Genomic DNA, 13624 nt, shown 5'->3' with positions numbered 1-13624 from the left:
ACTATCTGGCGGGGCAAGGAACCAACAGGGACGAGCATGAACCTCGAGAAATTCACCGACCGCGCCAAGGGCTTCCTCCAGTCGGCGCAGACCGTCGCGATCCGGATGAACCACCAGCGGATCGCGCCGGAACATATCCTGAAGGCGCTGCTCGAGGACGAGCAGGGCATGGCGAGCGGGCTGATCCAGGCCGCGGGCGGCGACGCCAAGCGCGCGCTGAGCGAGACCGACCTGGCGCTGTCGAAGATCCCCGCCGTCTCGGGCTCGGGCGCGCAGCAGACGCCGGGCCTCGACAATGACACGGTGCGCGTGCTCGACCAGGCCGAGCAGATCGCGCAGAAATCCGGCGACAGCTTCGTCACCGTCGAGCGGCTGCTCGTCGCGCTCGCTTTGTCGCTCAACACCGCGGCCGGCAAGGCACTGCAGGCTGCGGGCGCGCGGCCCGAGGCGCTGAACGCCGCGATCAACCAGATGCGCGGTGGCCGCACCGCCGACACTGCCGGCGCCGAGGACCGGTATGACGCGCTCAAGAAGTTCGCGCGCGACCTCACCCAGGCGGCGCGGGACGGCAAGCTCGATCCGGTGATCGGCCGCGACGAGGAAATCCGCCGCACCATCCAGATCCTGGCCCGCCGCACCAAGAACAACCCGGTGCTGATCGGCGAGCCGGGCGTCGGCAAGACCGCGATCGCCGAAGGCCTCGCCCTGCGCATCGCCAATGGCGACGTGCCCGACAATCTGAAGGACCGCACGCTCATGTCGCTCGACATGGGCTCGCTCATCGCCGGCGCGAAATATCGCGGCGAGTTCGAGGAGCGGCTGAAGGGCGTGCTCGACGAAGTGAAGGGCGCCGAGGGCCAGATCGTCCTGTTCATCGACGAGATGCACACGCTGATCGGCGCGGGCAAGACCGAGGGCGCGATGGACGCCGGCAACCTGCTCAAGCCCGCGCTCGCGCGCGGCGAGCTGCACTGCATCGGCGCAACGACGCTCGACGAGTACCGCAAGTATGTCGAGAAGGACGCCGCGCTCCAGCGCCGCTTCCAGCCGGTTTTCGTCGGCGAGCCGACGGCCGAGGACACGATCTCGATCCTGCGCGGCATCAAGGAGAAGTACGACCTGCACCACGGCGTGCGGATCAGCGACGGCGCGATCGTCGCCGCCGCGACCCTCTCCAACCGCTACATCACCGACCGCTTCCTGCCCGACAAGGCGATCGACCTGATGGACGAGGCGGCCTCGCGCATCCGCATGGAAGTCGAGTCCAAGCCCGAGGAGATCGAGAATCTCGATCGCCGGATCATGCAGCTCGAAATCGAGCGCGAGGCACTGCGCAAGGAGACCGATTCTGCGTCGAAGGACCGGCTCGCCTCGCTCGAAAGCGAGCTGGCCAATCTCAAGCAGCAATCGGCCGAGCTGACCACGCGCTGGCAGGCGGAGAAGGACAAGATCAACGCCGAGGCGCAGATCAAGGCACAGCTCGATGCCGCGCGCGGCGAGCTCGACCAGGCGCAGCGTGCCGGCGATCTCGCGAAGATGGCCGAGCTCAGCTACGGCGCGATCCCGGCGCTGGAGAAGCAGCTGGCCGAGGCGCAGAACACCACCAGGGGCGCGATGCTGCGCGAGGAAGTCACCGCCGACGACATCGCCGCGGTGGTCAGCCGCTGGACCGGCATCCCGGTCGACAAGATGCTCGAGGGCGAGCGCGAGAAGCTCCTCGCCATGGAGGAAGTGATCGGCAAGCGCGTGATCGGCCAGGCCGATGCGGTGAAGGCCGTGTCGACCGCGGTGCGCCGTTCGCGCGCCGGCCTGCAAGACCCGAACCGGCCGCTCGGCTCGTTCCTGTTCCTCGGGCCGACGGGCGTCGGCAAGACCGAGCTGACCAAGGCGCTGGCGGAGTTCCTGTTCGACGATCCCAACGCGATGGTGCGCATCGACATGAGCGAGTTCATGGAGAAGCACGCGGTCGCGCGGCTGATCGGCGCCCCTCCCGGCTATGTCGGCTATGAGGAAGGCGGCGTGCTGACCGAGGCGGTGCGGCGGCGGCCCTACCAGGTCGTGCTGTTCGACGAAGTCGAGAAGGCGCATGGCGACGTGTTCAACATCCTGCTCCAGGTGCTGGACGACGGGCGGCTGACCGACGGCCAGGGCCGCACGGTCGACTTCTCGAACACGATCGTGATCCTCACCTCGAACCTCGGCTCGCAGTTCCTCACCAATCTGGGCGAGGGGCAGCCGGTCGAGAGCGTCGAGCCGCAGGTGATGGAAGTCGTCCGCGGGCATTTCCGCCCGGAATTCCTCAACCGGCTGGACGAGATCATCCTGTTCCACCGGCTGGGCGCGGAGCATATGGCGCCGATCGTCGACATCCAGGTCGGCCGCGTCGGCAAGCTGCTCAAGGATCGCAAGATCCAGATCGACCTGACCGATGCCGCCCGCGCCTGGCTGGGCCGGGTCGGCTATGATCCGGTCTATGGCGCGCGGCCGCTCAAGCGGGCCGTCCAGCGCTATCTGCAGGATCCGCTCGCCGACATGATCCTGCGCGGCGAGGTGAAGGACGGGTCGACCGTGCACATCGACGAAGGCGACGGCGCGCTGAAGCTCAACGTCGCCTGACGGCGCGAAGGGGTGGCCGCCCGGCTACCCCTTCGTCACGCGCGTTCGGGAATCAGCAGCCGCCCTGCCGCTGGCAGCTGCCAACCTGGGCGCGCTCGATATTCTGCCGGTCGAGCTGCCGCTGCTCGGCCCATTGCGCGCGCGTCATGCAGGTCTTCATGGTCTGCAGCCGGCTGCCCAGCACCGCTTCCTTGCGGCAGATGACTTCGTTCGGATCGGGCGTGCCGTTCTTCTTGGGCTTTTCCTGCGCCGAGACCGGCGTGAAACCAGACAGGGCGACTGCGACCGTGCAGGCGACCAGGGCAGATCGGATCATTGCAACCACTCCTTACAAGTCTGCGAACGCAAGATAGTGCGAACGTGTACCAGTCGAATACTACAGTGAATAGCCGAAGCGTTCCACCCACGGCTCCAGGATCGGCAGCACCGGGCGAAGATGCTCGCGATAGGCCTGCCAGCGCCCGGCCGAGCGGGTGTAGATCGGCTCGGTGACCTGCGAATAGCTGGCGGTGGTGATCAGCCCGCGCGAGCGCGCGGTGCGGGTGTGATCGAGCGCCTCCGGCGTCCAGTCGAGACCCAGCCAGTCGAACAGCGGCCGCACCTCGGCTTCGACATCGGCGACGAGCTGCTCGTAGACGATCCGGTGCGCCGGCATGCCGAACAGCGCCTGCGCCGCTTCCCAGTGCCGGAAGCTCAGATCGTAGAGCTCGGCCGCATCCTCGGGCCGCAGGAAGTTCGACATCGCCCGGTTCAGGCGGAAATTGCTCATCAGGCAGCTGAGCAGCACGTCGCACGGATGGCGCAGCGACAGGATGATGCGCGCTTCCGGAAACAGGCGGCGGATCAGCGGCAGCTTGTAGAGATAGAGCGGCGACTTATCGACCAGCATCTGGCCAGGGGCGAGATCGACGTGCCGCGCGACTTCCTCGAAATAGCGCGCGCGGGCGGCTTCGATCGCATCGGCATCCATGCCGGCGAGCGCATCGAAGCCGCCGATCTCCTGGTCGATCACCAGCAGCGTCGGCTTCTCCTCGAGCACCACCGTCTGAGGGTGTCCCATCAATATCGTGTCGAGCAGCGTCGTGCCCGAACGCGGAAAGCCGAGCAGGAATACCGGCGTGGCGGCGGCCGGCGCGGCGTCCGGGGTCCAGCTCCGCGCCCATTCGGGCGTCATCCGCCCGATCTCGCCGCGCACCTCCGCGCGGAGTTCGGCGGCACGGCCGAGCGGGTCGGACGCATGGGCGGCATGGCGCCGGCCGGCTTCCTCGATCCATTCAAAGGCCGCGTCGCTGCGCCCGAGGCGATCGAGCAAGGTCGCGCGCAGATGCGCGGTGCGCTCGGGCTCGATGTCCTCCGGCACCTGGTCGAGGCAGGCCAGCGCCGCCTCGAAGCGCTTGGCGCGGCGATGCTCGAGCGCCGACAGGAAGTTCAGCGTGCCGCCATCGATCGCGTTGGCCGCCGCCAGTTCGACCAGCGGCGCCAGCTCGTCCTCGCGATTGGCATGCTCGTAATGGATCGCCAGGCCCAGATAGGCGAGATGCTCTTGCGGGCGCCCCGCCAGCACACGGCGATAGGCGACCTCCGCCTTGTCGGCATCCATCACCAGGCCATATTCGATGGCGAGCTTGAGCTGCACGACCATGTCGTCGCCGTCACGCGCGGCGGCGGCCTCGAGCGTCTCCAGCGCCTCGGCGTGGCGGCCCAGTTCCTTGAGCAGCACATAGAGTTCGTGGAGCGGGCGGGCATCCGCGGGAAAGTCGCGCGCCGCGTCACGCAGCGCCGCCTCGGCAGCTTCGGCACGGCCGGCAGAGCGCAGGGTCAGGGCATGATTGAGGCGCGTCGGCGCCGCTCGCCGGTCGAGCGCAACCGCCCGTTCGAGCGCGGCGATCGCCCCGTCGAAATCGCCGAGCGCGGAACGGGCATTGCCCAGATTGTTCCAGCTTTCGAAATCGTCGGGCGCGCGGGCGAGTACGAAGTCATAGGTCTCGGCAGCCTCGTCGAACCGGCCGAGCTCCTGCGCGACGAAGGCGCGGTAGCGGGCGATCCGCAGGCTGGGATCGGCCTGGGCGCGCGCCAGGGTCGCCACTTCGAGCGCGCCCTCGTGGTCCTTGAGGTCGATCGCCACGGCGATGCGGTTGCAGGCGATGGTGACGTCGTCGGGGCGCAGGCGAAGCGCCTGGTCGAGATGTGTCGCCGCATCGGCGAGCGCGCCGCGGCGGGCGCAGAGCATGCCGATGAAAGCGTGGAGCGGCGCGGGATCGTCGGCCTGGCCCAGCCCGGCCTCGACGATCGCCTGGGCGCCGGCAAAGTCGCCGGCCTGCGCGCGCGGCATCGCGGCGGCGAGAATCTCCCGGCTCGTGCGAGCCGCGGTGGAAGCCTGGTTCATCGCCATGATTATGGTCCGTCAGATACGCCGGATACAAGTAGGGGCGGCCGGCAGTGCCGACCGCCCCCTCGTCACTTCGATCCGGGAAGGATCAGAAGTTGAGCGTTGCACCCACGAACAGATAGCGGCCGAGCGCATCATAGGTCGCGGGGTAGGTGTTGCCGTTGCACGGACCGGTCGGGCACTGGTTCGAACCGGCGCGGCCGGCGTTGCCCGAGGTCACCAGCGGCGGCTCCAGGTCGAACAGGTTGTTGACGCCCAGTCGGAACGTATAGGCCTTGCCGACATTGAAGGTGCCGGTCAGGTCGATGTAGTTGAACGGCTTCAGGCGCGAGCCCGGGTTGAACACGAAGGGCGCGTTGAGCGCCGCATCGCTGCTGCGGGCCTGCGACTGGATCGCCCCGACATAGCGCCACTGCGCCGACAGGCCGATGCTCTCATTGGCCTGCCAGCTGGCACGCAGCTTGTGCCGCCACTTCGGCAGCGGCGCGCCCGCGTCGGTGGTACCGCCGATGCTGCAGGTCGAGCCGTAATAGCCCGCGCAGTCATAGGTCTCGCTCAGCCCGTTGTTGATCTTGTAGCTGTCGAGATAGGTGCCCTGCATGTTCAGCGAGAGCTTGCCGAGCGAACCGAGGCCGATCGAGTAGCTCGCGCCCACTTCGATGCCCTTGGTCTGCAGCGTGCCGACATTGTTCGGCAGATCGCTGACATAGCCACCCGGGGTCAGCCACAGCGAGCCCGCTGCGTCGCGGTGGACCAGCGAGCACGAGGCCGGCGTGAACGAGGCGGTCGCCTTGCCGACGCAGTCCTGCAGGATCGCGTCCTGGCCGAACGAACGGATCGCGTTCTTCACCTTGATGTCGAAATAGTCGACGGTGATGGCCAGCTTCGGGATGAAGCTGGGCTGGAACACCAGGCCGAGCGTCTTGGTCGTCGCGATTTCCGGATCGAGGTTCTTATTGCCGCCGATCAGGCCGTTATACTGGCCCGCCGGGTTGCCGGTGATGCCCTGGCCCACATTGATGCCCTGCGCGCGGCAGCCATAGTTGGTTGCGGCGATCGGGCCGATATCGGCGCACGGATCGACCGATCCGTTGAGGCCGACCGTCGGGGACGAGAACAGTTCCTGCAGGTTCGGTGCACGCACCGCGCGGTTATAGGTGGCGCGGAAGCGGATGTCCGACACCGGCGCGAAGTCGATGCCGATCTTGTAGGTATCAGTGTCGAACTTGTTGCCACCGCTCGTCTTGTACGACGAACGGCGATAGCCCGCGTTCAGCGACAGCGAGTCGATGAAGCCGTTCTGCACGATCGGCACCTGGGCTTCGCCGAAGAACTCGAAGACGCGGAAATTGCCCGAGATCGGCAGCGTCGCGCCGCCCTGACCGGTCAGATCGCCGGCCTGGAAGGCGCTGTCGGTCTGCAGGTCGAGCGACGAACGGCGCCATTCCGCACCGACGTTCACGCCGATGCCATCGGCCGCCCAGGGGAACTTCACGCCATATTCGCCGAGATCGCCGGTGAACGAGACGTTCGCCACCTGCTCGGTGGTGTTGCCCTTCTGGAAGCCGGTCGCGCTCAGATAGGCGACCGCTGCCGCGCTGGCCTGGCCCGGGCCGCCAAAGACATTGTAGGGCACGCAGGACGTGTCGCTGCCGTCGAGCACCGAGCGGCAGACCGGATTCACGCCCGGCAGGTTGGGATTGTCGACGACGTCGAGCGCACGCGCCAGGCGGGCAGCCGAGAACTCGTTCGAATAGACCTGCGAATAGTTGACGCGGCCATATTGATAGGCAGCGTCATAGCTCCATGCCGAGGACAGATCACCCTTCGCACCGATCACACCGCGGAAATTGGTGTGCTGCAGGTCCGCCTGACGCGGGCCGCCTTCGGTGTTGCGGCGCAGGAGCTGCATGAAGGCACGGTTATAGGCGGTGCCGGTGACCGGGTCGAAATAGGTCAGCGGCGCAGCGCCCGGGTTCGGGTTGTACGGCGCGGCCGCGGCGAGCGGGAAGTTGCCGAGCATGCCGTTGATCAGGTTGCCCGGGGCGCAGATCTTCGCGCGCTGAGTGGCCGACATCAGCGGGTTGTCGCAGTTGACGGTCAGCGTGTTGCCGAAATCGCCCGACGGGGCGATCTGGGCGACAGTGCGGTCGTCCATGAACATGAATTCGAGATAGGGCTTGAAAGCGTCGCTGACATCGTAGTTGACGAAGGCGCCGCCGGTGAAGCGCTCGTCCGGACGCTGGAAATAATTGGTCGGCGCGAAGTTGAAGCGCGTCGTGGTGTTCTCGAAGCCGCCATTCGGCATGAAGGTGTAGACGGTCGACGACGCGGTGTTGATCGTCGGATCGAACAGAATCGCGGTGCCGTTGCCCGAGGTCAGCGAGCCGCCGCACTGCAGCGAGCCGCTGCCGCCATTCTGGATGGTGCAGGCGCTGTAGTCGCGACGCGACTGGGTGACGGCGTTGACCTTGCGGTAGCCGAAATAGGCCATCGCGTGGCCGCGATCACCGAGCGCAGTGCCGAAGGCGATCGTGCCGTCGAAGGTACCGCCGTCGGAGATGTTGCCCTTCGGATAGTCGAAGCCCGACTGCCCCGCGGCAGTGCGCGCATCGAGCAGCTTCGGCGTGACCGTGTTGCGGTTGTTGTGCTGGTACAGGCTGTACTGGCCGTCGACCCGGAAGCCTTCGAAATCGGTGTCGAGGATGAAGTTGACGACGCCGGCGACGGCGTCCGCACCGTAGGTCGACGAAGCGCCGCCGGTCAGGACTTCGACGCGCTTCACCATCGCCGCCGGGATGATGTTGATGTCAGCCGCGGAGCCGCTGGTCGGGCTCGGGTCGCCCGGCATCAGGCGACGGCCATTGACCAGGGTCAGCGTGCGGCTGGTGCCCAGGCCGCGAAGGTCGACGGTCGCGGTGCCGTCCGCGCCGTTCGAGAGCGAGCTCGCCTGGCTGGCCGAAACCGACGGCAGCGAGTTGAGCATGTCTTCGACACGGGTCGTGCCCTGCTGCTTGATGTCCTCGGCGCTGACGACGGTGACCGGGGCGGTGGAAGTCAGGTTCGGCTGCGGAATGCGCGAGCCGGTGACGATGATTTCCTGGCCCTGCGGTTCGTCCTGCGCCGTCGCCGCCGGCACCGCAGTGGTGCCGCCGGTGTCCTGCGCCATCGCAGGCATCGCCACAAATGCGCTCGCGAGGGCCAGCGCCGTAAACGCCGTCCCGCCGCGCAGATTGATCTGCGTGTTCTTCATGATGGATCCCTCTGTGTTCCGACGGTTGTACTTGCGTACTCCGCCGCGTTCTCTGCCCGCTTCGCCGCCCATTCGTGTGCAACTCACGTATCAGGACGAGGAAGCTTGGCGGGATCGTGAATTGAGACCCTGTTACTGTAAACTGCGCACGATCATGCTGCGCGCGCTTTCAAGTCTACTGTATCCGAAATACCACATTCACACTATGAATGTTGCGCAATAATGCGAATTTCTGTTTCTTTATGTTGCACCGCGACACATTCGCGCCTCAATCTGTAACGGGCATTGCCCCCGCCACGAGCAGCGGATCGATCCGCGCGTCGCGCCACTTCAGGCTCCAGTGTAAATGCGGCCCGGTCGCCCGCCCGGTCATGCCCACCGCGCCGATCGGCTGGCCGCGCCGGACATGCTCGCCCACCCGCACATCGATGCGCGACAGGTGCATGAAGGCGCTGTTGAGCCCCGCGCCGTGATCGACCATCAGCAGATTGCCCTCCAGCGTGAAGGGCCGGGGCGCGACGAGGATCACCACGCCGTCGGCAGGCGCCAGCACCGTGGTGCCGGTCGGCCGGGCGATGTCGATCCCCGAATGATAGGATCCGGGCTCGCCGCGATAGATGCGCTGCGAGCCGAACAGGGTGGAGATGCGCCCGACCACCGGCCAGAAGAACGGCATCTGCCGCCAGCCGGCCGCGTCGGTCTGCATCTTCCGCGCAGCATTGATCTGCGCGAGCTCGCCGGGGCGCACGCGATCGAACTCGGGGCGCGGCACCGGATATTTGGGCAGGGTGTTGAGCCGCGAAATGTCCCAGGCGCGCGGCGCGATCGCCAGCAGCTGGCGTTGCTGGGTACCGTCGCCCAGCGTCGCGACCAGGGTCGCGCTCGGGCCATGGTCGCGGTCGAAGGCGATCAGGAAGCGACGGTCCGAGGTTACCGGCACCGATTCCCCGTCGAGCGTCAGCAGGCTGGTACCCCTGGGCGCGGTGCCGATCACCGCGCCGCCCTGGATCAACTGGCCCTGGAAGGTGAAGGGGCCCGCGACATTGGGCGCCGCCGGGATCGGCGCGGCGATCGCCTCGGGCACCGGCGCGCCCGGCACGGCGGGCAGCTGCGCGCTGCCCAGCAGCGTGAAGCCGAGGATCGCGGCGGGTAGCCGGGCAGCGAGTCCCATCAGCCGCGCCCCCTCAACCGCGCATCGCCTGCATCGCCAGCGCGGCGGAGGCATAAGGCTCCTGCCGCTCCACGCTCCAGTAGCGCAGCATCTGCAGCGGCACCTTCTCGCCGCTGACCGCGCAGACGACATGGTCGCCCGGCACCAGCACGCGGAAGCCGTTCGCCATGAAATGGAGACGCGCCGCGCGGGCGACGGGGTTCGACATCAGCATGACGGCATCCTCGAAACGATCATTCTTCTACAACAGGCTGGGCTGTTCGGGCTTGGGCGCATCATAGGTTTTGCCGGCCGGGCGCTCAACCCGCGCGTCCACCCCACCATCGATGAAGTGCAGCGTCACCGCCCCGGCGCCGCGCGCGCCCTCGGCGGTGCCGATCACCTTCTTGGTGCCGCGCGCCTCGACCCAGGCATAGCCCTTCTCGAGCGGACGATTGGGATGGACCAGCTCGAGATGCCGCCCGATCGCCTCCAGCCGCTGCTTCGCGGCGGCCAGCCGGTGATCGAGCATGGCCGGGCGCAGCGCACCGGCCGAGCGATCGAGCACGCCCCGCGCCACGGTGACGCGCCGTTCGAGCGCCCGGTCGAGCCGGCCGCCGAGGTCGTCCATCTTCTGGCGCTGCGGGCCGAGCAGCGCGTCGCGCCGGGGCAGCACGCGGACCAGGGCCGCCAGCCGCTCCCCGGCACGCTCGTGATAGCGGCGTACGCAGCGTTCGGTGCGGTGGGCCAGCGTCGCGATGGTGTGGCGGACATCGGCGAGCACCGGCACCGCGATCTCGGCCGCAGCGGTGGGGGTCGGAGCACGCAGGTCCGCGGCATAGTCACACAGGCTGGTATCGGTCTCGTGGCCGACCGCCGAGATCACCGGGATGCGGCAGGCGGCGACGGCGCGCACCACCACTTCCTCGTTGAACGCCCAGAGGTCCTCGATCGAGCCGCCGCCGCGCGCGACGATCAGCAGGTCGGGCCGCGGCACCGCGCTGCCCTCGCCCAGCGCATCGAAGCCGCGGATCGCATTGGCCACTTCCTGTGCCGCGCCGTCGCCCTGCACCTTGACCGGCCACACCAGCACATGGCTGGGGAAACGATCGGCAAGGCGGTGGAGGATGTCGCGGATCACCGCGCCGGTGGGCGAGGTCACCACGCCGATCACCTTCGGCATGTACGGCAAGGGCTGCTTGCGATCGCGGTCGAACAGCCCCTCGCCGGCCAGCTTGGCCTTGAGCTTCTCGAGCAGCGCCATCAGCGCGCCTTCGCCGGCCAGCTCCATCCGCTCGATGACGATCTGGTATTTCGAGCGGCCTGGATAGGTGGTGAGCTTGCCGGTGACGATCACTTCCAGCCCGTCCTGCGGCGCGAAGGGGATCGCGCTGGCGGCACCGCGCCAGATCACCCCGTCGATCACCGCATCGGCGTCCTTCAGCGCCAGATATGCGTGACCGGAAGCCGCGCGCTTCCAGCCCGATATCTCGCCGCGCAGGCGGACATGGCCGAACTCGCCCTCGACCATTCGCTTGAGGGCAAGAGATAATTCGCTGACCGATAGCGCCGGTGCGTTGTCGCCCGCCACCTGCTCGGCTACGAGCCGCGCTGGCGTATCGAAGAAGGGGTCGCTCATGAATGTCCTGTTGCTTGGCTCGGGCGGCCGCGAACATGCTCTGGCATGGAAGCTCGCGCAATCGCCGCTGCTCGAACGGCTCTACGCCGCCCCGGGCAATCCGGGAATAGCCGAGCACGCCGAAATCGTGGACATTGCGGTGAACGACCACCGCGCGGTGATCGATTTCTGCCTGCGTCACTCGATCGGTTTCGTGGTGATCGGGCCCGAGGCGCCGCTGGTCGCGGGCCTGGGCGACAATCTGCGCACCATGGGCATCGCCGTGTTCGGGCCGAACAAGGCGCCGGCCCAGCTCGAAGGCTCGAAGGGCTTCACCAAGGACCTGTGCGCCCGCGAGAAGATCCCCACCGCGGGCTATGTCCGTTGCGAGAGCCGCGACGGTGCACTGGCTTCGCTGGAGGATTTCGGCCTGCCGGTGGTGATCAAGGCCGACGGCCTGGCCGCGGGCAAGGGCGTCACCGTCGCCTTCACGCATGAAGAGGCCGAGGGCGCGGTCCAGGCAATCTTCTCCGAGGCGGGCGCCAGCGTGGTGATCGAGGAATTCCTGGAGGGTGAGGAAGCGAGCCTGTTCGTCCTCACCGACGGCGAGGCATTCGTCTCCTTCGGCTCCGCCCAGGACCACAAGCGCGTCGGCGACGGCGATACCGGCCCCAATACCGGCGGCATGGGCGCCTACAGCCCTGCCCCGGTGCTCACCCCCGAGCTGGAAACCCAGGCGATCGACGAGATCGTCCGCCCGACGATCGAGGCGCTGGCGCGGGTCGGCACTCCCTATTCGGGCGTGCTCTATGCCGGCCTGATGCTCACCCCGACCGGCCCCAAGCTGATCGAGTACAATGCCCGCTTCGGCGATCCCGAATGCCAGGTGCTGATGATGCGCTTCACCGGCGACCTGCTCGAGCTGATGCTCGCGGTGGCCAGGGGCGAGCTGGCCAACCACCCGGCACCGACCTTCGCGGCGAAGACCGCGCTCACCGTGGTGATGGCGGCGAACGGCTATCCCGGCACGCCCGAGACCGGCGGCGCGATCACCGGGATCGACAAGGCGGAGGCGACCGGCGCCAAGGTGTTCCATGCCGGCACCCGGATGGAAGGCGACACGCTCGTCGCCAGCGGCGGCCGCGTGCTCAACGTGACCGCGCTGGGCGATACGGTGAAGGAAGCGCAGGAAGCGGCCTATCGCGCCGTCGACGCGATCGACTTCCCCACCGGGTTCAGCCGCCGCGACATCGGCTGGCGGGAGATCGCCCGCGAGGGCTAGGGGCGGCGCATCCAGCCGTCGGGCAATGCCGGCTGACCGTCGCGCAGCTTGCGCACGGCCGCGTCCCAATCGGTGAAACCCCAGTCCGCGGGATCCTCGGTGCCGACCACCCGGTCGCCGAGCCCGCGGAACAGGTCCTCGAGCGCGACCGCGCGGCGCGTCACCGCCGAATGGAAGACGCGGATCTTGCTGCGCGCCTCCTGCGTGCCTTCGGGCAGCACGACGCCCAGCCGCCCGGATTGCAGCCGGACCAGCCATCCGGTCGGCGCGACGCCGATGCTGCGGCAGAAGGCGAACAGCAGATCAGGGTCGAAATGCCCCGTCCAGCTGTGCATCTCGGTCACCGCGCGAAGCGGTGTCCAGCGATCCTTGTAGACCCGGTCCGAAGTCAGCGCGTCATAGACGTCGCAGATCGCGCCCATCCGCGCGGCCAGGCTGATCGCCTCGCCCTTCAGCCCGAAGGGATAGCCGCTGCCGTCGATCTTCTCGTGATGCATCAGGCAGACGTCGAGCGCCTGCTGGTTGATGCCCTCGGCCCCGTGCAGCATCGCATGCCCTGCTTCCGGATGCTGCTTGATCAGCGCGAATTCGCCCGCGTCGAGCCGGCCGGGCTTGTTGAGCACCTCGGCGGGCACGGTCATCTTGCCGACATCGTGGAGCAGCCCCGCCAGGCCCATCGCGCGCACCGTCTCGTCGTCGAGCCCGATCTCGCGCGCCAGATTGACCATCAGCCCGCAGACCGAGACCGAATGGAGATAGGTATATTGGTCCTTGGTCTTCAGCCGCGCCATGTCGATGAACATCGCCGGGTTGCGGGCGACGCATTCGGCGATCTCGGCGACGACCGGAATCGCCTCGCGCGCATCGATCGACAGGCCGTTCTGGGCATTCTCGTAGATTTCCTGCGCCACCCCCCGGGCATGGGCGATGGTCTGGCGCGCATGATCGCGATCGGCACGCAACGCTTCCGGAGAGGCGGCCGGCGGAAGCTGGGCCGGAACGGCTTCCGGCAGCGTCTTGGCCGGATCGGGCGCTGCACCGCGCGACACGTCGATGAGCACCGCCGACACGCTGCTCCCTCGCAGCAATGCCAGATCGGCGGGGCGCTCGAGCAGGAACCGCGTGCGCCAGAACGGATGCGCCATCCACGAGCCTTCGAAGCCGTGGATGAACATGCCGAGCTTTACCTCTCCTGGCGGGATTCGTTTCAGCAATCCATTCTCTCAGTCCCCGCGACGAGCCTTAGGAACGCACCATTTCGCCGAAGTTAAGGAGGGGTGTCCGCGACCTGGGGAATGTACGTAACTCCGCGCAAA

The 13624-nt window shown here is 67.7% G+C and carries 9 protein-coding genes; 2 read left to right on the top strand and 7 right to left on the bottom strand.

Annotated elements, in window-relative coordinates:
- Window positions 1-36 precede the first annotated feature (36 nt).
- The gene (clpB, locus tag GGR46_RS18375) at window positions 37-2616 is read left to right on the top strand and encodes an ATP-dependent chaperone ClpB (protein WP_183999456.1); all 2580 of its coding nucleotides are present in this window, start codon (window positions 37-39) and stop codon (window positions 2614-2616) included.
- Window positions 2617-2668: 52 nt separating this feature from the next.
- Here clpB and GGR46_RS18370 read toward each other — a convergent pair whose 3' ends face one another.
- From GGR46_RS18370 to xseA, 6 genes are all read right to left on the bottom strand, one after another.
- A complete protein-coding gene (locus GGR46_RS18370; protein WP_183999455.1) occupies window positions 2669-2932 on the bottom strand; it encodes a hypothetical protein in 264 nt (87 codons plus the stop codon).
- Window positions 2933-2992: 60 nt separating this feature from the next.
- Window positions 2993-5002, bottom strand: a complete 2010-nt coding sequence (locus tag GGR46_RS18365) for a tetratricopeptide repeat-containing sulfotransferase family protein (RefSeq protein ID WP_183999454.1) — start codon at window positions 5000-5002, stop codon at window positions 2993-2995.
- A gap of 91 nt (window positions 5003-5093) precedes the next feature.
- The gene (locus GGR46_RS18360; RefSeq protein ID WP_183999453.1) at window positions 5094-8258 is read right to left on the bottom strand and encodes a TonB-dependent receptor domain-containing protein; all 3165 of its coding nucleotides are present in this window, start codon (window positions 8256-8258) and stop codon (window positions 5094-5096) included.
- Between the two features lie 268 nt (window positions 8259-8526).
- A complete protein-coding gene (locus GGR46_RS18355; RefSeq protein ID WP_183999452.1) occupies window positions 8527-9429 on the bottom strand; it encodes a M23 family metallopeptidase in 903 nt (300 codons plus the stop codon).
- A 13-nt stretch (window positions 9430-9442) separates the two neighbouring features.
- Window positions 9443-9643, bottom strand: a complete 201-nt coding sequence (locus tag GGR46_RS18350; protein ID WP_183999451.1) for a DUF2093 domain-containing protein — start codon at window positions 9641-9643, stop codon at window positions 9443-9445.
- Window positions 9644-9670: 27 nt separating this feature from the next.
- Window positions 9671-11047 (bottom strand): exodeoxyribonuclease VII large subunit, encoded by a 1377-nt coding sequence (gene xseA, locus GGR46_RS18345; RefSeq protein ID WP_183999450.1) that lies wholly within the window; start codon window positions 11045-11047, stop codon window positions 9671-9673.
- Between xseA and purD the strand changes: the two genes are divergently transcribed.
- Complete coding sequence (gene purD, locus GGR46_RS18340) at window positions 11046-12308, top strand: phosphoribosylamine--glycine ligase (protein ID WP_183999449.1); 1263 nt, start codon at window positions 11046-11048, stop codon at window positions 12306-12308. The genes xseA and purD overlap by 2 nt on opposite strands.
- On the opposite strand, the gene GGR46_RS18335 is transcribed toward purD, so the two are convergent.
- Window positions 12305-13522 (bottom strand): HD-GYP domain-containing protein, encoded by a 1218-nt coding sequence (locus GGR46_RS18335; RefSeq protein ID WP_183999448.1) that lies wholly within the window; start codon window positions 13520-13522, stop codon window positions 12305-12307. The genes purD and GGR46_RS18335 overlap by 4 nt on opposite strands.
- Window positions 13523-13624: the final 102 nt, after the last annotated feature.

The sequence above is a fragment of the Sphingomonas kyeonggiensis genome (assembly GCF_014196745.1).
GTDB classification, from domain to species: Bacteria; Pseudomonadota; Alphaproteobacteria; order Sphingomonadales; family Sphingomonadaceae; genus Sphingomonas; species Sphingomonas kyeonggiensis.
This window is presented reverse-complemented; position numbering and strand designations above follow the sequence as displayed.